The following is a 22,008-nucleotide window of genomic DNA, read 5'->3' on the forward strand; positions in this document are numbered from 1 at the left end:
CTCAAATACCCAGCTTCGCTCTTCGAGCAGTCAGTTCTTCGTTGTTCCAGGTATCGAGGAGCCCGTCAGCATCAACACAATTCTTGCAGAGCTGTGCGTTCGCCACCGTGTTGTTGTCAGAGGTGGGGCAGCCGCCAGCCGACCGGGGAGTCCGGTGATCAATTTGTAGGGCCTTGTCGATCCTTCGCTGAGTCCAACCTGGCGTACTCAAGAGCATGGCTTCGGTGGCCGCTGGATTGCCCAGGACATTCCTCGCGAGCTCATCTGCGGTTTGAGGCACTCCGAACTGCCTGCGCAGTTCTTGCTTCCTACGGGTGCGGATGCCCTTGACATTCTTCTGGGCTTCTACAGACGTGGTGACCCGATAGACATCACAGGGCGGGTCGGACTTTCTTTCCTGCTTCCCCGCATTGGGGCAGGTTCCCTGGCTACAGGGCAGAGCCGCCAGCGTGCTGGCCCGCGCCTGTGCTATCGAGGTAGGAGCGCCAGAGGCGTCTTTCTCATCGAGCTGGTACCACTCACGGAACGAGAAGGCTTCCCGTTTCTGACCGCTTGGAAAGCTCTTGGACATGGCCGCCGTGCAACCGGGGTTCCAACAGCAGGGGCACAAGTCCTCCTTCGCATCAGAGAGCGCCAGAAGCGCCATCTCCTCCATTTCCGCGAAGGGAGGAGTCGAGCCGGGATAGCTGGCATGATTCGACGTCATCAAGTCGAGATGGCGCGTGACGCTCTTGCCCTCGGCCATGACGTCCATCGACCAACTGTTGAAGTAGCTCTTCCCCGTGATGGTATGGCTCGCAACACTCCCGCCAAAGCTGCGGGTAGCGGCCTCATTTCCCAGGGGTGAGGACTTGAAGAAGCTCTGGTCCTTGAGAGCCAGGGGTTGACCGTCCACCGTGACGCTCTTGCTCCCCTCCTTCAGATCTTTGGAAAACGCGGAGTTGGGATACGGCACGGGGACAGGGCCCGCTGGTGGTGGGGGTGGGCTCAGGCACACATCAGGGAAGGCGGCAATCAACTTGCCGTCCCCGGCCTTGCGCGAGATAGCCATCCCGTTAGCGAAGACCTTCATGGTTCCCCCCAGGTAACGCTCCATTCAGACGACACGGATACGCCATGGCCCTGAGTCATCATGACGCTACTCGAGACGACATCCAACCCGCAGGACCGTCCATCATGCGGGAGTCAGGCGAGCCTCTGGCAGCGACTCCAGCGAAGCGTGCCCGCCGTGCTCATGTCACTTGCGCCCTGCGCTTCGCCAGGGCCCGCACCACCACGGCAATCACGCCCACCCCCACCAGTCCGAGGACGGCCCACTGGTAGCGCCACATCAGCGCCTCCAGCCGCTCCAGGTTGCCGCCCACCGCCGCGCCCAGTGCCAGCACCAGGCCCGTGTGCGCCATCGCCGACAGCGCCCCGAGAATCAGCGCGTTGCTGCGCGGCATGTGCGCCGCCCCCGCCGCCACGAAGATGAGCCCCCGCACGCCCGGGATGAAGCGGTTGGCCAGCAGCAACCACGGCCCCTTGTGCCGCATCTGCGACTGCACCGCCTCCAGCCGCGCATGGCTGATGCCGAAGAACACATCCCCCGGCTTGCGCTCGAAGCGCCCCACCAGCCACCGTCCCACCTGGTAGTTGATGAACGCGCCCACCACGCTCCCCGCCACCACCACCAGGAACACCAACGGCCAGGGGTGCTCACCGCGGATGGCGTACACGCCCCCCAGCAGGGTGATGGTGTCCCCGGGGAACGGCGGCACCACGTACTCGATGGCCGCCGCCAGCCCCAGCACCAGCAGCCCCAGCAGTCCGATGTGCGAGATGAGGTTGTCGAGGAACTCGACCATGCCCCGGCAACTTAACCAGCGGTCACCGGCGGCGGCAGCACCACGCCGCCGTATTGTGAAGCTTCCAGCGTCCCACACGCCGCCCCGATGTCCTTGCCCCCCGAGTAGCGCCGCGCAATCGGCGCTCCCAGGATCTGCAGGTGGTCCCGGAACGCCTTCAACTCCTCGGCCGAGGGCGGCAGGTACTTGCCCGTCGGATCCGTCACGTCGATGAGGTCCACCTTGATGGGGATGCCCTCGAACGTCGCCTTGAGCGCCTCCGCGTCCTCGCGCCCCAGGTTGAAGCCGCTGATGGCCACGTAGGCGATCATCGCCCGCTCGCGCCGCACCGTGGCGTACTCGCGGATGGCCTCCACCAGCTCCGGCAGCGGGTGCGTCTTCTCAATCGGCAGCACCTTCATCCGCTTCTCGGGAATCGCGCTCGTCACCGAGAAGGCCAGCCGGTACGGGTGCCCCTCGCGCACGTAGCGCCGGATGGCCGGCACGTGGCCCGCCGTGGAGAAGGTGATGGAGGGGCCGGCAATCGCGAAGCCCGCCGGGTGGGAGAGGATCTGCGCCGCGCGCAGCGTCTCCTTGTAGTTGAGCAGCGGCTCCCCCATCCCCATGAACACCACGCCGCGCACGGGCCGGTCCGCCTCGGCGCGAATCTGCAGCACCTGGTCCAGAATCTCCCAGGTGTGCAGGTTGCGCTTGAAGCCCAGCTTGCCCGTCATGCAGAAGTCGCACGCCAGCGCGCAGCCCACCTGGCTGGAGATGCACACCACGTACTTGTGGTCGAAGATGGGGATGCGCACCGCCTCCACCCGCCCTCCCAGGGGCGAGGCGAAGAGGTACTTCACGAAGCCGTCGTCGGCCTTGCGCCGCTCCACGATCTCCAGCCGCGTCAGCTCCGCGTCGGCCCGCAGCAGGTCCGCGACGCGCCGCGGCACCTGCGGCGCCTGGCACACGTCCTCCAGCGAGGAGGCCCCATGGGCGAACACGGAGGCGAACACCTTGCGCACCGCGACCGGTGACGGCTCCGCGGGGGCAAGGGCCTGCTGCAACTCCGGCAACGACAGCGACTTCAGGTTGAGCTTCACGAGGCGGACTTGATGCGCGCGCGCAGGTATTCGGTGAGCTTGGTGGACACTTCCTGCGGCATCTGCTGGGCCAACGCCCGCTTGCAGAGTCCCGGCGTGGCCTTGTAGGTGCGCAAGAAGTCCACGCACGGCGCGCACCCCGACAGGTGCTCGCGCAGGTGTTTCGACTCCTCGGGTGGCATCTCGCCATCGAGGAATTCCAACAGGAGGTTGATGGCGTCTTTACACGTGTACATCCGGACCTCGGCCGTGGCCTGCCTCGTCATTCACGAAGATGCCTGGCCTCCCGATGGGTTTCACCCGCCCACACTGCCTTGATTGTAGAACCGATCGATGGCTTCGCGAAGCGCGAGCCGGGCGCGGTGCAACCGGCTCTTGATGGCGGGGATGGAATCCCCCGTCACCTCGGCGATCTGTTCGTAACTGAGGCCCTCCACGTCTTTCAAGAGAAAGACTTCCCGGTACCCCTCGGGCAGGCGGTCGGTCGCCCCCTGGATGGCCCGCCCGAGCTCCGCGTCGAGAATCTTGCCCTCGGCGCTCCGGCTCCAGTCCTGGGAGGGGTACTCGGCCAGGCTCTCCCGCTCGGTGAACTCCGGGCCCTGGAGCTCTTCCTCGGCCGCCTGCACCACCCGGCGGTGGCGCAGCCGCATCAGCGCGTTGTTGGCGGCAATCCGGTGCACCCACGAGCCAAAGGCCGCATCCCCGCGGAAGTCCTTGAGGTGTTGGTAGGCGGACAGGAAGGTGTCCTGGGTGATTTCGGCGGCATCCGCCTCGGAGCGCGTCATCCGCAGCGTCAGGCCGTACACCTTGTCCCGGTGGGCCTCCACCAACGCCTCGAAGGCGCTGATGTCGCCGGCCTGGGCCCGCGCCACGAGCTGCCGGTCCTCTTCCTTGACGGCCTCGTCGGACATCTCGTCGGACATTGAGGGCACACCCTTCCAGCCAAGCCGTGCCCCGTCAAGGCCGCTCTCGGCGGCGGCGGGACGGTGGACGGCTCACGTGTTGACTGCCCCGGACCCAGAGCCGGTAGGGCTCCAGGGCCCACGCCCCGGCATAGTCCACCCCGATGCGCGGCCCCCGCTCCACCTGGGCCTCCGGCACCGGCTCGCCCGGAGCCAGGTGGAGCGCCGGGTCCTGCAAATCCCAGCGGTTGTGGGCCAGCGTCAGCCCCAGGGCCCGGCACAGCCGCCCCGGCCCGTCCGTCCGGGCCTCCTCGGGCAGCCCCTCCACCGGCTCCACCGCCCGCACCAGCACCGCGGACGCCACCCCCTCCACGTCCGTCACCACGTTGAAACAGTGGTACATGCCGTAGATGAGGTAGACGTAGGCCCGCCCCGGCGGCCCGAAGAGCACCTCGGTCCGCGGCGTGCGCCCCTTGGCCGCATGGCAGGCGAGGTCGTGCTCGCCCACGTAGGCCTCCGTCTCCACGATGCGGCCCACGCGCCGCCAGCCGCCCTCCTCGAGGATGAGGTGGGTGCCCAACAGTTCCCGGGCCACGGTGAGCGCCGGGCGCGCATAGAAGGAGACGGGGAGACGCACGGGACGAGAACGGATGCCGCCGGCCCCTCCTGCCGTCAATGGCCGGCGCCCGGACGGGGCCCGGGGTCTCCCCCGGCGAGCGAGCGGACACGGCGGCCCCTGACTGGGCGCCAGGACAGTTCACACCCGGGGGGACGTGGTGCATTGTGCGCCCACCATGGCTTCTACCGGCCGGATCTCCGGTCTCCTGTTACCGCTCTTCTCCCTCCGCTCGAAGACCGACTTCGGTATCGGCGACTTCGGCGGGTTCGATGGCCTCTTCCAGTGGATGGAGACGGCGCGCCAGCGCCTGCTGATGCTGCTGCCGCTCCTGCCCACGTCCCCGGGCGATCCCAGCCCCTACTCCACGCGCTCGGCGTTCGGGCTCAACGCGCTCTTCATCAACCTGGAGCTGCTGCCCGAGTTCCACGCCACCGGCGGCGAGGCGGCGCTCTCCGACGAGGAGAAGCGGCTGCTGGCCGAGGCGCGCGCGGCCCCCCGCATCCGCTATGACCTGGTGTTCCGCCTCAAGGGCGCCGCCTTCCGGCGGGCCTTCGACCACTTCGACCGCACCGAGTGGCCCCACGCCCCGCGCGCCAGGGAGTTCGACACCTGGCGCAAGCAGCAGGGAGAGTGGCTGGAGAGCTACGCGCTCTACACCGCCATCTCCCATGACCGGCACCAGGCGGCCTGGTGGGAGTGGCCGGAGCCGCTGAAGACCCGGCAGCCGGAGGCGCTCGAGGCCGAGACGGCGCGGCTGGAGCACGAGGTGCGCTACCACGCCTGGCTGCAGTGGGTGGCCGAGGCGCAGTGGAACATGGTGCGCGAGCGGGCCAAGGCGCGCGGCGTCCTCTTGTGCGGGGATGAGCCCTTCATCATCGGCCAGGACAGCTCGGACGTGTGGGCGCACCCGGACATCCTGCGCCGCGACGCGCGTCTGGGCGTGCCGCCGGATGCCTTCTCCGCCACGGGCCAGGACTGGGGCCTGCCCTACTTCGACTTCGAGCGGATGGAGAAGGACGACTACCGCTGGCTCAAGTCGCGCGCCGTCAAGGCGGCCAGCTACTACGACCTGCGCCGGGTGGACCACGCGGTGGGCTACTTCCGCCAGTGGATCCGCGACGAGAAGACGCCCACCGGCCGCTTCATCCCCGAGACGGAGGAGGCCTGGAAGCGCTACGGCGAGCAGCACTTCCGCCTGCTGTCGAAGGACGCGGGCATCGTCGCCGAGGACCTGGGGGTGATTCCGCCCTTCGTGCGCACCATCCTCAAGGACCTGGGCCTGCCGGGCTACCGGGTGATGCGCTGGGAGCGCGACGACGCCGTCTACCGCAACCCGCATGAGTTCCCGGCCGTGTCGCTCGTCACCACCGGCACCCACGACACCGAGCCCGTGGCCGAGTGGTGGTCGGAGGCGGCCACCGAGGAGGAGCGCCTGGCCATCGCGCGCGTCTACCCCGAGTTCCAGGGCCTCGGCGTCACCAAGGAGTTCACCCCCGAAATCCACCGGGCCATGCTCGCCGCCGCGCTCAACGCGGGCAGTGACTTGTGCGTGCTGCCCTGGCAGGACGTGCTCGGCACGCGCGACCGCATCAACCTGCCGGGCACCATGGGCGACGCCAACTGGTCCTACCGCATGAGCCAGAACGTCGAGGACCTGCTCAGCACCGAGGAGACGCGCAAGGCCGCCGAGCGGCTGGGCCTCCTCACCGCCTCGGCGCGCCGCTGAAGCGTGCCTGGCGGCCCGGGTCCCTCTCACGGGGGGCCCGGTGCCGTGGCCGGGCCCGCGGCGCGACTACCTCGGGGCGATGCACTTCACCTGGCCGGGGAAGCCATCGAAGATGGCGCACTCCTGGCCTTCCTTCGCGCACTGGAGCCGCTCGCACACGTCGAGCGTGAGGCACAGCGCGGGGGAGCGGCCGTACTCGAAGAACACCTCGAGACAGGCCTGGTCCGCGTAGGGACAGCCGAAGGTGGAGCAGTACTGGAGCCCCACCTCGGGGTCACCCAGCGTCTGCCCTTCCCGGATCTGCACGACCTCGTCCTCGCTCACACCGCACGAGGTGAGCACCGCCAGCGCCGCCGCCCCGAGGAGTCCTCTGATTGGCCATGACATACGGCCCCACTCTGGAGCAGGCGAGCCCGGGATGCACGTCCCACGCGCCTCGTGGCGCGCGCCAGCGGACAGAGCATCCCCACCCGAGGGCACCAAATGTCCGCTGGCGGAGAGGCTTCACGCCGGGCGGGTGCATCCCCGACGGTCCGGGCTATGTATCCTGAGTGGACGTCTTTGACTCTCCCTCTCGCCCGTCGCTGCGCGTCACCCTCCTCCTCCTGCTCGTGGCCGGGTGTGGCACCCCCTCGGGCGCCACCCGGCCGGACCAGCCCAAGGTGGTGGACCTCAAGATAGAGGGCGCCGACGAGGTCAAGGCCTCCGACATCAAGGAGAAGATCGTCACCAGCGAGACGCCCTGGTGGGAGCCACTCAACCCCTTCGTGGGCCCCAACTACTTCGACGAGAACGCGTGGCAGGCGGACCTGCGGCGCATCAAGCGCTTCTACCAGTCGCAGGGCTACTACCAGATGCAGCTCGAGTCGGAGCAGCTCGAGGACACGGTGGTGCACAAGGGGAAGGACGCCGTCGCGCTCCGGGTCAAGGTGCTGCGGGAAGGCGAGCCCACCCGGGTGGGGGCCTTCGAGGTGAAGGGCATGGACGCGCTGCCCCCGGAGCACCGCGCGCGGGTGCTGGAGGAGCTGCCGGTGCGGCCGGCGCAGGCGGGCGAGGAGCGGACCATCTTCCGCGAGGAGGGCTGGGAAGAGACGAAGGAGCTGATGCAGCAGCGGCTGCGCGAGCTGGGCTACGCCGAGGCGGAGGTGAGCGGCGAGGTGCAGGTGGACCTGGCCACCCACGAGGCCCGGGTGCTCCTGGAGGTGAGGCCGGGCCTGCGCTACCGCTTCGGCAACATCTTCGTGGCCACGGACGCCAACCCGCAGGTGAAGCCGCGGCGCATCATCGAGCAGGCGCAGGGCGCCATCCACAAGGGGGACTGGTACAGCGAGACGGCGCTGTCCGAGGCCCAGGCGCGCGTCTTCCGCATGGGGGTCTTCGGCGCGGTGAAGGTCAACCGCGGCGCGCCGGACCGGGAGGCCCGCACGGTGCCGGTGGTGGTGGACGTGCGCGAGGCGCCCTTCCGCTCCATCCGCCTGGGCGGCGGCATCGGCCTGGACGCGGCCCGGCAGGAGGTGCGCGCGGTGGGCGAGTGGACGGACCGCAACTTCTTCGGCGGCCTGCGCCGGCTCACCATCAACGGCCGGGTGGGCTATGCCTTCATCCCCACCATCGGTGCCGCGTTCGATCAGATCGACACGGACGGGGACGGCGAGGGGGACGCGCCCAACCTCAGCACCCCGCACGGCCTCGTGGGCCGGCTCGACATCGAGTTCGAGCAGCCGCGCTTCCTCGCCCGGGACGTGAGGCTGCAGACGTCCCTCACCGGGGAGCGGGGACTGGAGCAGGCCTTCAACTTCATCGGGGCGCGCGGCCGGGGCGGCGTCATCTGGCAGCCCTACCCGGAGTTCTCCTTCACGCCCACCTACAACCTGGAGCTCTACCGGCTGCAGGGCCAGCGGGGCCTGGAGGATCAGACGACCGTCCCGCCCCTGGTGCTGGGCTGCCCCGCGAGCGGGAGCGCGGACACCTGCAACATCTCGGTGAGCTACCTCGAGCAGGTGGCGGAGTGGGACCGCCGCAACGATCCCATCGCGCCGAGGAACGGCTTCTACACCGCCCTGTCCTTGCAGGAGGGCGGTGGACCCCTGCAGGGCGACTACACGTTCCTGCGCGTGCTGCCGGACGTGCGTGGCTACTACACGTTCGGCCCCAAGGAGCGCTTCACCCTGGCGGCGCGGCTGCGGCTGGGCACGCTGCTGACCGCCGTGGTCACCAACGAGGGGGGCGAACGCATCCGGCAGGAGAGCGCCATCGTCAACCGCTTCTTCGCGGGCGGCGGCGCCTCCATGCGTGGCTTCAACAGCCGGCGGCTCTCCCCCATGAACCGGGTCAGCGACGACGAGGACCTGGCCCCCGTGGACCGGATCGTCCCCATCGGCGGCAACAGCCTCGTCGAGACCTCCGTGGAGTTGCGCTTCAAACTGATCGGCAACCTGTACCTCGCCGCCTTCCACGACACCGGCCTGGTGGGGGCCGGCCCGCTGAACTTCGGCTCCCATCAGTCCGATGTGCGCAAGGAGAGCGGCCGCGTGTTCGGGGACTACCACTACCAGGCGGTAGGACTCGGCGTGCGCTACGTCACCATCGTCGGGCCCCTGCGGCTGGACATGGCCCGGAGGTTGAATATCGGCCGGCCCCTGCCCATCTTCGACCCGGCCACCGGCGCGGCCACCACCGAAGGTGGATTGGGTGATTGCTTCGGAATCGGTGGGGTAGAGGCGAACGCGGCGGAGGGCAATACTTACGCGGGAAGCCCGGAAGGACTCTGCACGTTCTTCCTGTCCATCGGAGAAGCATTTTGAGCGACACCCCGACCCCCTCCCCTTCCCGGAAGCACCGGGGCCGCTGGCTGCTGTGGGGCCTGCTCGGGCTCCTCGGGCTGGTGCTGGTGCTCGTGGCCGGCGCGCTCCTCTATCTCACCGGCCCCGCGGGTGAGGCCCGCGTCCAGGCGCTCGTCCTCCAGCAGGCGAACGAGCAGCTGTCGGGCAAGCTGGAGCTGGGCGGGCTCGACCTGGGCCTGCGCTCCGTCGTCCTCACCGGGGTGAAGCTGTACGACCCCGAAGGCGAGCTGGTGGCGGAGGTGGACCGGGTGGAGGCGCGGCTGGAGCTCGCCCCGCTGCTGCGCAAGCACGTGGTGCTCAGCTCCGCGCGCGTGGAGCAGCCCCACCTCTACCTGCACCAGGACGAGCGCGGCCTCAACCTCTCGCGCGCCATCGAGCCCCGGCAGCCCAAGCCGCCGGAGGACCCCAACGCCCCGCGCGGCACCCTGCGCTTCACCCTCGAGGACTTGCAGCTCGAGGACGGCTCCGTCGACTACGTGGCCGAGGCACCCGAGGGCAACCGCGAGGTGCGCCTGGATGACCTCGATGCCTCGGGCACGGCCTCCTGGGCCTCGGCCACCGAGGCGCTCGACGCGAAGCTCGACGCCACCGCCAGCCTCGGCAAGCCCGTGGCCGGCCCGGTGCGCCTCGCCCTGAAGGCCCAGGGAGAGGAAGGCAAGCTCAACGCCGATGTGGACATGAGCGCCCCGGGCCTCGGACTGCAGGCGAGCGGCGCGCTGGAGGGCGAGAAGCAGGCCCGCGTCGACGTGAAGAAGCTCAGCCTCTCCCCGGAGACGGCACGCGCCTTCCTGCCCTCCTACCCGGTGGCCGCGCCCGTCACCCTGTCGGGCACCGTGGCCCAGGCGGGTGACACGGTGCGGGTGGACCTGGATGCCCAGGCCGCCGACGGCACCGCCGAGGTGGAGGGCACACTCAACGTGGAGCAGCTGCGCACCGACGGCCTCACCGCCCGCGTGCGCCAACTGGACCTGGGCAAGCTGCTGGGCGGCGGACCGAGCACCGTGCTCGCCGCGGACCTGCGCGTCACCGGCGGCGGCAAGAGCCTGGAGACGCTCGATGGCACGGTGGACCTCACCATGCCGCCCTCGCAGGTGGGTGGCCGGACGCTCGGCCCGGTGGAGCTGCACGCGAGCGCGAAGCAGGGCCGCTTCGAGCTCTCCCAGCTCCTGGCCCAGGCCCCCGGCGCCAGCCTCACCGCGCGCGGCGGCGGCACCCAGGAGGACATGCGCATCGAGGGCCGGCTCGTGGCCTCGGACCTGGAAGTCTTCGCCAACACCGTGGGGCGGCTGGGCGATGGCAAGCCCCTGCCCCTCTCGGGCCACGGCGCCCTGGACTTCACCGTGTCCGGCCCCGTCCGCCATCCCGCCGCCAGCCTCAAGGGCGGCTTCGACGCGCTCGCCTGGGCGGACACCTCCGTGCAGGGCCTCACGATCGACGCGCGGGTGCCGGACGTCACCCAGCCGCTCACCACGGATGCCACGCTGAAGGCCACGAAGCTCAGCGCCGGCGGCCGCACCTATGAGGACCTGAACGCCTCGCTCCTCACCCGCGGCCGCGCCCTCGAGGCCACCGTGAGCACCGGCGGCGCCACGGACCTGCTCGTCGCGCTCAAGGGCACCGTGGACCCGGACAACCAGGGCCTCGGGCTCGACACCCTCACCCTGCGCTACCCCGAGGCCGGCTGGACGCTCCAACGCCCCACCCACCTGGGCTGGGGCAATGGCCGCGTGGAGGTGGCCACCGAGAAGGAGCCCCTCACCCTCACCTCCGGGCCGCAGCTCCTCTCGCTGGCCCTGCGCATGGAGGGCGAGCGCATCAACGCCCGCACGGAGCTGCGCGACTTCGACCTCGGGCAGCTGCCCAAGGCCTTCCTGCCCGCGACGCTCGACGTGGACGGCCAACTCTCCGGCCACGTGGCGGTGAGCGGCCGCATGGCCCGGCCGGACGCCACCGTGGACCTCACCCTGCGCGGGGGCCGCTACCAGCAGTACGCGGACCTGGGCTTCGACCTCCAGGGCCGCTACGTGCGCGACCGCGCCACCGGCACCTTCGCCGCCAACGCTCCCGCGGGCCGCATCTCCGCGAAGTACGACGTGCCGGTGCAGGCGCTGATGCAGCACCGCCGCGAGCCCGTGGACCTGGAGCTCACCCTGGACCGCGTGGACATCGGCCCCGCGCTGCGCATGGCCGGCCAGCCCGAGTCCGCCACCGGCATGCTCTCCGGCACCATGACGCTCAAGGGGATGGCGAATGATCCCCGCCTGCAGCTGTCGCTCCAGGGCTCGGGGCTGCGTTACTGGGGTGTGCCGCCCCAGCAACCTCCGCCCGTGGTGCTCGCGCCGGGCGCGCTGCCCGAGCAGCTGCGGGGTGAACCGCTCGGCTTCGAGCTCACCGCCCGCTCCGACGACAAGGACGGCACGCTCAGCGCGAGCCTGGACCTGCGGGGCATCGGCTCGAAGGCCACCGCCAGCCTCGCGACGCCCTTCACCCTCGGCCGGCTGCTGACGAACCCGCCCACGGCGGACCAGGTGCTGGACACGCCCATGCGCGAGCTGAAGGCCGACATCCGCGAGCTGCCCCTGTCCCTGCTGTCACAGCTGGGCGTGGCCGAGCGCGCGGGCGGCCTGCTGTCGATGACGGCCAACGTCACCGGCCCCCTGCTGGCGCCCGTGGGCGAGCTGAAGATGGAAGCGCGGCGGGCCACGGTGAGCGGCCTCCAGCCCATCGACGGCACGCTGGCGCTGAACACGGACAAGGACTCGGTGAGGCTCCAGCTCGTCGCGCGGCGCGAGAGCACGCTGCTGGCGGAGGTGGATGCCCACGTCGAGGCGCCCATCGCCGCGCTGCAGGACCAGGAGGTGGTGGGGTATGTGCCCTTCACGCTCGCGGTCCGCGCCGGCCCCATCTCCCAGCGCGAGCTGATGGGCCTGGCCTCCTCCGGCCCCGGGGCCCGGGCGCCCTCGGTCTGCCGCACCGAGGAGGACGACTCCCGGAGCACCGAGCTGCAGAACGTGCTCTCCCTGAGCATGAAGGCGCGCGGCACGCTGGCGGACCCGCAGGTGGATCTCACCGCCGGAGTGCAGAACATCGGCTTGAGCCAGATTGGCCTCGGCCAGGCCCGCCTCCACTACACCTACGCGGACGCCCGCTCCGTGTTCAACGCGCTCCTGTCCGCGCCCAAGGGCGGCACGCTGATAGCCCAGGGGCAGGTGAAGCAGGACCTGTCCCTGCCCACGCTGCGCAAGGGCGTGAACTTTGCCCGGGTGCCGGTGGAGGTGGACGTGGACGCGCATGAGTTCGACCTGTCCTTCCTCTCCGGCTCGCAGCTGCCCATGGTGCGCTCCATCGGCGGCGTGCTGCGCATGGAGAAGGTGCACGTGGGCGGCACCGTCGGAGCGCCCACCTACCGGGGCACGCTCGAGTGGGTGAAGGGCCGGCTCGCCCTGGAAGGCATGGGCGACTACCAGGACATCCACGTGGCGCTCGACGTCACCGACAAGAAGCTCAACCTCTCCGACCTCTCCGCCAGCAGCGGCGGCGGCACCCTGAAGCTCCAGGCCAAGGCGGACCGCACGTCGCCGGATGTGTTCTCGCTCACCGGCGAGGGCACCCTCAACGACTTCCCCCTCGTCTACGAGGACCAGCTCCTGGCCCTCCTGCGCATGCGCACCCAGTTCCAGGGCGAGGTGTCCAGCAAGCTCGTCAACCTGCGCAACGTCGCCATTCCCGAGGCCCACATCATCCTGCCCGAGGCCAAGCGCAAGGAGTTGCAGTCGCTGGAGCGGCCCGAGGGCATCGTCCTGGTGTGCAACGGGACGCCGATGAAGACGGCCCGGCGCAAGCGGCCCACGCCCGCGGCGGACGCGGCCGGCCCGGGGAGCGCCACGGGAGGCGCGGGCCCCATCCATGAGGACGAGGAGCCGCAGCGCCAGTACTCCATCAACGTGAATGCGCCGAAGAACCTCTGGGTGCAGGGCTCGGACGTGAACGCGGAGCTCGGCCTGTCGGAGAACTTCCGCGTCGAGTACTCGGACGCCACCTCCATCTACGGCGAGGTGCGCGTGCTGCGCGGCGAGGTGGAGGTGATGGGCCGGCGCCTCACGGTGCAGAACTCCAGCCAGGTGCGCTTCACCGGCCCGGCGGCCATGCCCTACATCAACGCCACCGCCGAGTACGCCAACGAGCGCGCGGGCGTGAAGGTCTTCATCACCGTGCGCGGGCAGGGCAAGGAGTTCACCATCAAGCCCACCAGCGAGCCGCCGCTGCCGGAGACGGAGATCTACACGCTGCTGGCCACGGGCCGGCGCACGCTCAAGGCGGGCGGTGGAGGCTCGTCGATGAACCAGGAGCAGGTGGCGTCGGTGCTCGGCTCGGCGCTGGCCTCCCAGGCGCGCAAGGCACTGGCCGCGAAGCTGCCACTGGACGTGTTCACCATCGAGGCTGGCGAGGAAGGCTTCGCGGGAGCACGGCTGGAGGTGGGCACGTACCTCACGGATGACCTGTACCTGGGCTACACCGGCCGCCTGGGCGCCGCGCAGACGCAGTCCAGCACCCGGCGCGAGAACAACAACGCCGTGCGGCTGGAGTACCAGTTCAGCCCGCAGTGGAGCGTCGAGGGCGAGTACGGCGACGCGCAGCAGGGCGGCGCGGACGTCATCTGGAGCAAGGACTACTGACGCGCCCGCGAGTCGAAGGGGCCCCCGGGTAGACGTCTACCCGTGAGACGGACTCCCGGGCACGCACCCACCCCGCGAGGAAGACCCGCGCGCACCCGGTGACGGGGGGCGTCATGCTACGCTACCCCACTCCGGAGGTGGTGCGCATGGAGCAGGCAGCGGTGGGGCCTACGGAGCAGCGGCGTCAGGCCGTGGCCCGGTGGCGGTGGCGGCAGCTGCGCAGGCAGCTGTGCCGGGAAGGGGCGCAGGAGGCCTTCCTGCCCCAGGAGGGGGAGGAGGTGGCGGGCTTCACCCTGGAAGCGCGCCTGGGAGCGGGCAGCTACGGCACGGTGTTCCGCGCCCGGCGCGGCGAGCGGCTGTACGCGCTCAAGCTGTTGTACCTGCCGCACACGGGCGCGAAGGCCTGGCGCGAGGTGGAGGTGCTGCTGCGGCTGCACCTGGCGCGGCTGGTGGAGGTGGAGTGCCATGGCCACTACCGCGAGCACCCGGAGGCCGGGCCGCTCTTCCTGTACGTCGTCACCGGCTACGTGCCCGGCCTGCCCATGGACGGGTACGTGGAGCGCCACAACCCGGGGGCGGCGTGGGCGGCCAAAGCGGTGCGGGCGCTGGCGTGGCAGTTGGTGGTGGCGCACTCGGTGGGCGTGGTGCACCGCGACCTCAAGCCGGACAACGTGGTGGTGCGCGAGGACGGCCACGCGGTGCTGGTGGACTATGGGGTGGGCACCTTCCCGGGGGCCCTCAAGGTGTCCGGAGGAAAGCTGCCCAACATCGCCCTGCTGCGGGCCCCGGAGGCATGGCGCTTCCAGCGCGAGCGCCAGCCGCACCAGTCCTACGAGGCGAGCGCCCGGGACGACCTGTGGGCGTTGGGAGGGCTGCTGTACTGGCTGCTGACGGGCACCTGGCCCTTCGAGGGAGACACGGAGCAGGAGGTGGAGGACGCGGTGGTGCACGGCGCGCCGGTGCCGCCGCACGAGCGCAACGCCCGTGTGCCCCAGGTGCTCTCCGAGGTGTGCCTGCGCATGCTGGAGAAGGCACCCGAGGCACGCTACCCGGACGCCCGGGCGGTGTGCGGCGCGCTGGAGGCGGCGCTGGCCGGGGCGGACGCGGGCTGGGAGGTGGCGCTGTGCGAGCCCTGGGCCGCGCACAACGCCACCACCCGCAGCCAGGAGGAGTTGAACCTGGAGCAGAGTCTGGCGCACCACCGCAGGCTGCTGGCGTACGAGCGCGAGCACCCCCGGCGCGGCAAGCCCACGCCCCTCCAGCGGCAGCCCCGCCTGTCCTCACCCGGTGGGGAGGAGGCGCTCGAGGAGGTGGACACCGGGACGGTGGCGGAGCCGGAAGGGGCGCCTGCCACCGGGCCCGCCACGGGGGAGGAAACCCGCGGAGTACGCGAGATGGCGGCGCGCGGGGAGGAAGTGGCGCGGGAGCCCGCGCCGGCACCTGGGCCGGTGGCCTCCGGGCGCGGGTGGAGCCGGGCACTGACACTGGGGATGGCGGCCCTGCTGGCCAGCGCGCATGTGCACTCCGCATCGCCGCTGGCCTCCCCTTCCATGGTGGCCGCCCTGCCCGCGCGTTCCGCCATGTCTGCGTCATGGGTGGCTTCTGGCCAGGAAGTGGCGCGTGCGTGGTGCCCGCTCAAAGGTGGAAGCGGCGCGGCGCCCGCGTGGGCGGCCACTCCCGCGCCCGTCGCCCTGGCGACGCTCCCCGAGGACAGCACGCGCGTGAAGACTTCACGGAAGGACGCCAGCACGCAGCACAAGAAGCAGGGCCCGGTGCGCAACGCCGTGGCCCATACCCTGTGCACCGCCGCCATGGGCGCGCTCGCCGCCGGTTGTCCCGGTGCCCAGGTGCGCGCCACGCCTCCGCCCGAGGCGTGCCCGCCCGGTTCCCTGGAGACCATGCAGCGCCTGGGCATCCGCACTGGGGGCAGGGGCGGTACCAAATTCGCCGGTGTGCGGGAGCCGGGCTACATCACCGTGCGCGAGGGGCCGGGCGCCCGGCTCGAACTCCGAACAGACATGGGCCAACTGGAGGCGGGCACCGTGCTGACGGGGCGCCTGCTCTTCGGCAAGGAGCGCGTGTACGGCCGCTTCACCGAGGCCCAACGTCCCACCGGAGAAACCTATCGCGTCTGCATGGAGGCATGGAGTGCCTGGCAGGGCGTTGCCATTCGGGGCCTCGTCCCCCAGCCCAATGGTGGGCCGGACACCGCGGAGGTCCCCAACGCCCCGGACGTTCGTGCGGTGGAGCGCTTCGAGTAGGCGGGCGCGAGCAGCCGGGTGAAGCGGGCAGAGGCCAACGTGGGAGGTTCCTGCTAGTGTGCACCACTTCGGAGGTTTCATGCGCCCTCTTCCCGCCGCCCTCGCGTTGCTCCTGCTCCTGGCCAGCACTTCCGCCGGCGCGCAGCCCGGCACCCCAGCCGGTGAAGCGGTGGGGGAGCCTCGCGCCGTGGTGCTGTCCCCGGCGGGCCAGGGGGAGGTGCCCGAGGTGCGCATCCGCCCGGACCTTCTCACCACGCTGCTCTTCGGCGCGCCCCTGAGGCTGGCCCGGGTGGAGGTGGAGGAGCGCGAGCGCTTCTCCCGCGTGACGGTGTTGGAGGACATGCTCGCGCTCATTCCCTCCACGGCGCTTGGCGCGGGAAAACAGCTGCGGCTGACGGTGCGCTTCGTGGAGGGGACGCGGCCCGCGAGCGCGGACTTCCTCCTGGTGGTGGACGCTTCCCGGGCCGAGCCGCAGGTGAACGTGGAGCTGCGCCCGCCCGTGCCGGACGCCTGCTGGACACAAGCCGAGGCGGAGCGCGTCATGTCCCGGCAGTGCCAGGCGGAGCTCGCGCGGATGCGGCAACGCCCGGACGGAATCACCGGCCTGCTCGCCACCGGCCAGTTGGACGCCACGGGCATTACCACCCGCGAGCTCGTGCCGGGAAGGGACTTCACCCAGCGCCCCGGCGAGCCCCTCAAGGTATGGAAGGCCACGAGCTACCGCGCCCGGGACACGGTGGCGCTGGAGATGGAGGTGAGCAACGTGTCCACCCAGCCCTGGACGGCGGCGGGGGCGGTGCTGGTGGGCGAGGACGGCACGCGGCGCAAGGTGCTGCGGGTGTGGCCCCTGGAGCCCATTGCCCCGGGCGCGAAGTCGCAGCGCGTGGTGGTGGAGGCCGAGGCTCCGGAGGCCCAGGGCCGCTTCACCCTCCTGCTCTGGCAGGACGGTGAGCCCCCGAGTGTTTCGCTGGAAGGGGTGACGTTCCCGTAGCGAAGGAATCCCTCCCAATACGTCCTCCGCCTGTCTTCCTACCTCATGGATTGACATCGCCGCACGGCCCCTCCTGCGCTCGCGGGCTCCTGGCTTTCAGGGCCCACGGTTTATTGGAGGCATGGCATGTCCCCCCGTCTCGCGAGTCACCACCCGGCAGGCATGCAGCCACGCCGCTGGTGGATGTTGCTTGTCCTGTTCCTCTTCTCGGGGTGTGCGACGGGCCATCCCCCAGGTGGCCTGTTGGCGGGACAGGGACATGCGGTGTCGCTCACGCCGCCACCCGCGCCCCGGGAGGCGCCCCCCTTCGAGCCCGGCCTGGAGGGGGCGGTGGTGTACGAGGTGGCGGTGCTGGAGCCGGGCCGTGGCACCACGCGGCCCGTGCCGGTGGCCCAGGCGGACTTCCAGCGCGCCGTGCAACGCATTGCCCACGAGGTGCAACACAATGGGAAGAGTCCGCGCGAGGCCGCGCGCGAGTGGTTGAAGGGGCAGGTGGAGCAGCACCCGGAGGCGTGGCAGCTGAGCGGGACGTGGGTGGCCGAGGTGTACAAGGGCGAGGTGCTCTCCCTGGTGCCGGTGGACGAGCACAGCCAGCTGACACCCGAAGCGGATGCGGCCCTGCGCGACAAGTACCTCATGTGGTGCACCCGGGCCTGGGGTGGGGGCGACTGCCTGCGCCTGTTCGACGACGGGCCCTACCTGCGCACGGATGACCGGCGCACGCTGGCGCTCGCCCTGGCGTTTGGCTCGGTGCTGGAGGAGACGAAGGCGGCGCTGGGACGGGAGCTGAGCCCGCAGGTGCTGATGGCCTCGTGCATGTGGACATTGGGCACCTACCTGGCCCTCTGGCTGGTGCCCGAGCCGACGACCAAGCTACTGGCCGCTGGCCTGTCCGTCGTGCTGGTGGCGTGGCTGGGCGTGGACACGCTCTGGGGGCTGATGGACGGCTGGGCCACCCTGGCCACCCGGGCGCACGAGGCCAGCACCTTCGCCGAGCTGCGCGAAGCGGGCGAGGGCTTTGCCCGCGTGCTGGGCACGGACGCGGCGCGGGCGATGATTCTGGCGGTGGGGGCACTCACCGGGCGCACGCTGGGCGAGGTGGCGGCGAGGGTGCGCGTGCTACCGGGCTACGGCTTGGCGAGTGCGCAGTGGCAGGCGCAGGGCGGGACCGCGGTGCTGGGGCGGTTGGAGGTGATGGCAGCCCAGGAGGGGGCGCTGGCGCGGGCAGTGGCGGCGGTGGAGACGGTGGCAGCCACCCCGCATGGTCCCATATCGGTGGTGATGCTCAAGAAGGGGCAGGGAGGCGGAGCGTCCTCCGGAGGCGGCTCCCGTGGCACCGTGGTCATCCGTCACCGGGGCGGCAACCTGCAGGTGATTCTAGCCAATGGGCAGCGGTGGCACCTGCCTCCTGGCTTCTCCATCCACGACATCCCCCTGAGCGACCCGCTCGGTGACAAACTCCAATCCGCGGCCAACCGAATCGCGAAGAAATGGGGGCCAGGCCAACTCACCAACGAAGAGCGAGAAGCTATCGATATGGCACGTAGGGCGGGCAATCATTTTCAGGCCTCCCGCCTGGAGGGACAGGCCCGTGGCCGCTGGGTAGAAGCTCAGTTGCGAGAGTTATTCAAGCACCTGAAATGGAACCGCCAGGGGGTCGATATTACGGGCCCAGCAGGGCAGGAGTACCACTACGAGGTGCTCGCCGGCTCAGCGGACAACTTTGGTCGTCACGGGCGTCGGATGTCTGACGTCTTTTTTCGGATGATCTTCTTCTGACATGAGACAAGGAAGAGCATGAACATCATCTACGAAGATCGGGAGATGAAAGGTGAGCGCCTGGAGTTGACCGACAAAGAGGGAATCTACTTCCTCGGTCCCAACCTGACCCTGCGCCAATGCTCCCTGGTACTTCGCGTGCCCGCACGCTGGCTGCACATCCTCCCCACGCGATTCATCGACTGTTCCATCCAGGTGAAGCAGGAGTTGAAGAACCACGACTGGTCGAGGGCATTCTTGAAAGGCTGCCAGTTCACGGGGCGCATGACGGGCTGTGACTTCGGACACCGCCTTCCCCATATGCCGGGCCGGGAGAATGGCGGCATCGAGGACTGCGACTTCACCAAGGCCCGCCTGCAGGGCTGCCGTTTTCACGGCTGCGACATGCGCACCATTCGCCTGCCTCCCTGGCCCTGCTTCACCATCCTGGACCCCATTGGGAGAAGCCAGGAGTTGAATAACGTCAAGTGGCCAGAGTTGTTTGGCGGTGTCATCGTGGAAAACCTCCACACCCAGCCTCCCTCCACCGTGGCCGTGAGCTATCACGCCCCGACGGTCGCCGAGCGGTACGGGACCACCCCGGAAGAGCTCAAGGTCGTCCTCGAGAAGTTCGACTGCGTCGTCTACTGACGGCTCACCGTCCCACGGGCCGCAGGCAGTCCAGCTCCAGGTCCATCAGGAAGGACAGGAAGGCGTTGTCGCCCACCTGCGCGCGCGCCTCCTCCACCCGGGCCCGTGCCGCGTCCCACTCCCCTTCCCGCTTGAGGCGCGTGGACTCCAGCACCCGCCGGTTGGCCTCCAGCTCGCGCGAGAGCCTCTCCCCATCCAACCGCTCGCCCCGCTCGACGGACGGCCGCTCCGCCATCGCGAGCAGCGCCTCCGGGTCGAACGGCTTGTCCGCGTTGAAGAGGAAGTACTCCACCGCCGGGTGGTCATCCGTCACCGGCGCATAACCCTGCGTCCAGCGCCGCAGCGCCTCGGTGCCCGCCACGTACGTGCCCATGAGGCCATACGGCGAGGTGAAGCCCACGTCCGCCAGCGAGCGCGCCACCGGCGCCTGCGCCCACCGCGCCTCCCACCCCGCCACGTCCACCCCCAGCGGCCGGTCCGCCGCCACCAGCACCGCCTCGTAGTCCGAGGGAATCCACAGCGTCACCTCGGAGAAGGCCTCCAGCAGCGAGGCCACCATGCCCCGCGTCAGGTTGTCCGGCTGCTGCTGCAGCGGAATCCACTGCGCCAGCACGCCCCCCGGCGCCAGCCGCTGCTTCACCTCCCGGTAGAACTCGGTGGTGTAGAGGCCCACCACGCCCGCCGAGCGCGGCGGCGGAGGCTCGAAGGAGATGACGTCGTAGCGGCCCTGCGAGGCCAGCAGGAAGTGGCGCCCGTCGTCGAAGACCACGTGCGTGCGCGGATCCTCCGCCGCGCCGTGGTTGTGCTCGGCGAAGTGCGGCGCCGCGGCCAGCACGTCCGGGTTGGTGTCCACGATGGTGAGCGAGCGCAGGCCCGGGTGGCTCGCGAAGGAGCCCGCGGTGCTGCCCGTGCCGAAGCACACCTGCAGCACCTGCTTGGGCTCCGGGTGCAGCAGCATGGGCAGGTGCGCCAGCGTGGCCATGTAGCGCTTCCGCGGCAGCGCCGTGTTCGCGTACGACACCGAGCCGAACAGCAACTGCTGGTGGCGGAAGCCCTTCTCCCGGCACCCCGGGCCGCACGCGTACAGCCCCGAGTCACACACCGACGCGTTGTCGTACTCGAGCACCGCCAGCGCTCCGTCCACGCCCTCGCGCACGAAGCGCACCCGCGAGTCCGAGTGCTCGGCGAAGGCGCGCACCAGCAAGTCGCCCGGCACCATCACCACCGCCACCCCGAGCAGCGCCGCCCCGGCCCACATGCTCCGCCGGGCGCGCGGGTGCGCCTGCGAGTCCAGCGCCTGCACCCCGAGCGCCAGCGCCATGTTGAGCGCGCACACGAGGACGAACGTCCACTGCGTGCCCACCGCGGGCACCAGCACGAAGCCCACCGCCAGCGAGCCCACGATGCCGCCCAGCGTATTCACCGAGTACAGCAGTCCCACGTTGCTGGCCGCGTTCGCCACGTGCCGGGTGGTGAGCTGCACCACCAGCGGGAAGATGACGCCGATGAGCGAGGCGGGCACGAGGATGACGAGCGCCGCGTGCAGCAGCATGCCCACGTAGACGGCGTTGGGGCCCCAGCCGCCCACCAGGCCCGAGAGCAGCTGGCTCACCGGGCGCGACATGCCCAGCAGCGCCATGGACAGCAGGCCCGCGAAGGCGAGCAGCGACTCCACGGTGACGAAGAGCTCCAGCTCGCGCACCCGCCCGGCCAGCCGCAGCGAGTAGACGAGCCCGCCCACCACGAGCCCCAGGAGGAACGTCACCAGGAGGATGGTGAAGGCATACGTGGTGGAGTCCAGCGAGGTGGAGAGGACGCGGAACCAGAGCACCTCGTAGGAGATGGAGGCGAAGCCGCACAGCGCGAAGGCCGCGACGAGCAGCGTGCGGCGTGCCCCCTGGAAACCCGAGGCGCCGCCGGGAACCGAGGGAGCCTCGGGAGCGGCGGGCGCGGTGGCGGGCAGGGGCTCCGGGCGCAGCCGCACGTGCAGCAGCACCACGGCGAGCCCCACGAGCACGTTGAGGCCCGCGGCGAGCGCCGCCGTGCGCCACAGCCCCACTGCGCCGATGAGGTAGAAGCCCGCCAGCCCGCAGCCGAGCGCCGCGCCCAGCGTGTTGAGCGAGTACAGCACGCCGAAGGAGCGCCCCAGGCCCTCCAGCTCGCGCGCCACGAAGCGCATGAGGACGGGCAGCGTGCCCCCCATGACGAAGGTGGGCGGCAGCACCAGCAGGAAGGCCAGCACCCCGCGCACCGCCAGCGGCCCTCCCCCCGGCAGGCCCAGCACGGAGAGCCACTCGGGCAGCGAGGCCAGCACCCGGGTGATGCCCAGCGCCAGCACCCCCGTGGCCGCCTCCAACAACCCGTAGGCCAGCAGCGGGTGCTTCAGCCTGTCCGCGAGCCGCCCCAACCCCAGGCTGCCCAGCACGAGCCCCGCCAGGAAGGCGGACACCACCAGGCTCGCCGCGAACGTGGTGTGACCCACCACCAGCGTCAGGTAGCGGACCCAGATGACCTCGAAAACGAGCCCGCTCATGCCCGAGGCAACGAAGAGCAGACCCACGGCGGCGAACACTCTGGCGGAGATGCGATTCACGGGAGGTACGACTCTACCCCGGCTCCCGCCTCTCCGCCGGTCCGCTCGCCAGAAGGGCAGGC

Annotated in this window: 15 protein-coding genes; 7 read left to right on the top strand and 8 right to left on the bottom strand. The window is 70.5% G+C overall.

Features of this window, described 5'->3' with window-relative positions; all coding sequences use genetic code 11:
- Position 1 precedes the first annotated feature (1 nt).
- From NR798_RS40810 to NR798_RS40835, 6 genes are all read right to left on the bottom strand, one after another.
- A complete protein-coding gene (locus NR798_RS40810; RefSeq protein ID WP_375767995.1) occupies positions 2 to 1,072 on the bottom strand; it encodes a PAAR-like domain-containing protein in 1,071 nt (356 codons plus the stop codon).
- Positions 1,073 to 1,232: 160 nt separating this feature from the next.
- Positions 1,233 to 1,847: a DedA family protein gene (locus NR798_RS40815; protein WP_375767996.1), complete on the bottom strand. Its 615-nt coding sequence runs from the start codon at positions 1,845 to 1,847 to the stop codon at positions 1,233 to 1,235.
- Between the two features lie 11 nt (positions 1,848 to 1,858).
- Positions 1,859 to 2,926 carry a radical SAM protein gene (locus tag NR798_RS40820; protein ID WP_375767997.1) on the bottom strand — a complete coding sequence of 356 codons (1,068 nt, stop codon included), beginning with the start codon at positions 2,924 to 2,926 and terminating at the stop codon, positions 1,859 to 1,861.
- Positions 2,923 to 3,162, bottom strand: coding sequence for an anti-sigma factor family protein (locus NR798_RS40825; RefSeq protein ID WP_375773904.1), 240 nt, complete (start codon positions 3,160 to 3,162; stop codon positions 2,923 to 2,925). Before NR798_RS40825 ends, NR798_RS40820 begins: the two co-directional genes overlap by 4 nt.
- A 60-nt stretch (positions 3,163 to 3,222) precedes the next feature.
- Positions 3,223 to 3,837: an RNA polymerase sigma factor gene (locus NR798_RS40830; RefSeq protein WP_375773905.1), complete on the bottom strand. Its 615-nt coding sequence runs from the start codon at positions 3,835 to 3,837 to the stop codon at positions 3,223 to 3,225.
- A gap of 46 nt (positions 3,838 to 3,883) precedes the next feature.
- A complete protein-coding gene (locus NR798_RS40835; RefSeq protein ID WP_375767998.1) occupies positions 3,884 to 4,465 on the bottom strand; it encodes a DNA-3-methyladenine glycosylase in 582 nt (193 codons plus the stop codon).
- A 157-nt stretch (positions 4,466 to 4,622) separates the two neighbouring features.
- On the opposite strand from NR798_RS40835, the gene NR798_RS40840 reads away from it, so the two are divergent.
- Positions 4,623 to 6,173: a 4-alpha-glucanotransferase gene (locus NR798_RS40840; RefSeq protein WP_375767999.1), complete on the top strand. Its 1,551-nt coding sequence runs from the start codon at positions 4,623 to 4,625 to the stop codon at positions 6,171 to 6,173.
- A gap of 66 nt (positions 6,174 to 6,239) precedes the next feature.
- Here the strand turns inward: NR798_RS40840 and NR798_RS40845 are convergent, their stop codons facing one another.
- On the bottom strand, positions 6,240 to 6,560 hold the full coding sequence (locus tag NR798_RS40845; protein ID WP_375768000.1) for a hypothetical protein: 321 nt from the start codon (positions 6,558 to 6,560) through the stop codon (positions 6,240 to 6,242).
- A 164-nt stretch (positions 6,561 to 6,724) separates the two neighbouring features.
- Here NR798_RS40845 and NR798_RS40850 point away from each other — a divergent pair, with 164 nt between their 5' ends.
- The 6 genes from NR798_RS40850 to NR798_RS40875 all read left to right on the top strand — a co-directional run bounded on the left by NR798_RS40850 (position 6,725) and on the right by NR798_RS40875 (position 19,353).
- Positions 6,725 to 8,977, top strand: coding sequence for an outer membrane protein assembly factor (locus NR798_RS40850; RefSeq protein ID WP_375768001.1), 2,253 nt, complete (start codon positions 6,725 to 6,727; stop codon positions 8,975 to 8,977).
- Positions 8,974 to 13,692 (top strand): translocation/assembly module TamB domain-containing protein, encoded by a 4,719-nt coding sequence (locus tag NR798_RS40855; RefSeq protein ID WP_375768002.1) that lies wholly within the window; start codon positions 8,974 to 8,976, stop codon positions 13,690 to 13,692. The genes NR798_RS40850 and NR798_RS40855 overlap by 4 nt, the downstream gene beginning before the upstream one ends.
- 113 nt (positions 13,693 to 13,805) lie before the next feature.
- Complete coding sequence (locus tag NR798_RS40860) at positions 13,806 to 15,953, top strand: serine/threonine protein kinase (RefSeq protein ID WP_375768003.1); 2,148 nt, start codon at positions 13,806 to 13,808, stop codon at positions 15,951 to 15,953.
- 79 nt (positions 15,954 to 16,032) lie between these two features.
- Entirely contained in the window at positions 16,033 to 16,944 is a 912-nt protein-coding gene (locus tag NR798_RS40865) for a DUF2381 family protein (protein WP_375768004.1), read from the top strand.
- Between the two features lie 126 nt (positions 16,945 to 17,070).
- Positions 17,071 to 18,723 carry a hypothetical protein gene (locus tag NR798_RS40870; RefSeq protein ID WP_375768005.1) on the top strand — a complete coding sequence of 551 codons (1,653 nt, stop codon included), beginning with the start codon at positions 17,071 to 17,073 and terminating at the stop codon, positions 18,721 to 18,723.
- A gap of 18 nt (positions 18,724 to 18,741) precedes the next feature.
- Positions 18,742 to 19,353, top strand: coding sequence for a pentapeptide repeat-containing protein (locus NR798_RS40875; protein ID WP_375768006.1), 612 nt, complete (start codon positions 18,742 to 18,744; stop codon positions 19,351 to 19,353).
- Positions 19,354 to 19,357: 4 nt separating this feature from the next.
- Here NR798_RS40875 and NR798_RS40880 read toward each other — a convergent pair whose 3' ends face one another.
- A complete protein-coding gene (locus NR798_RS40880; RefSeq protein WP_375768007.1) occupies positions 19,358 to 21,946 on the bottom strand; it encodes a fused MFS/spermidine synthase in 2,589 nt (862 codons plus the stop codon).
- Positions 21,947 to 22,008 lie beyond the last annotated feature (62 nt).

It is taken from the genome of Archangium gephyra, from assembly GCF_042230915.1.
Classification (GTDB): domain Bacteria; phylum Myxococcota; class Myxococcia; order Myxococcales; family Myxococcaceae; genus Archangium; species Archangium gephyra_B.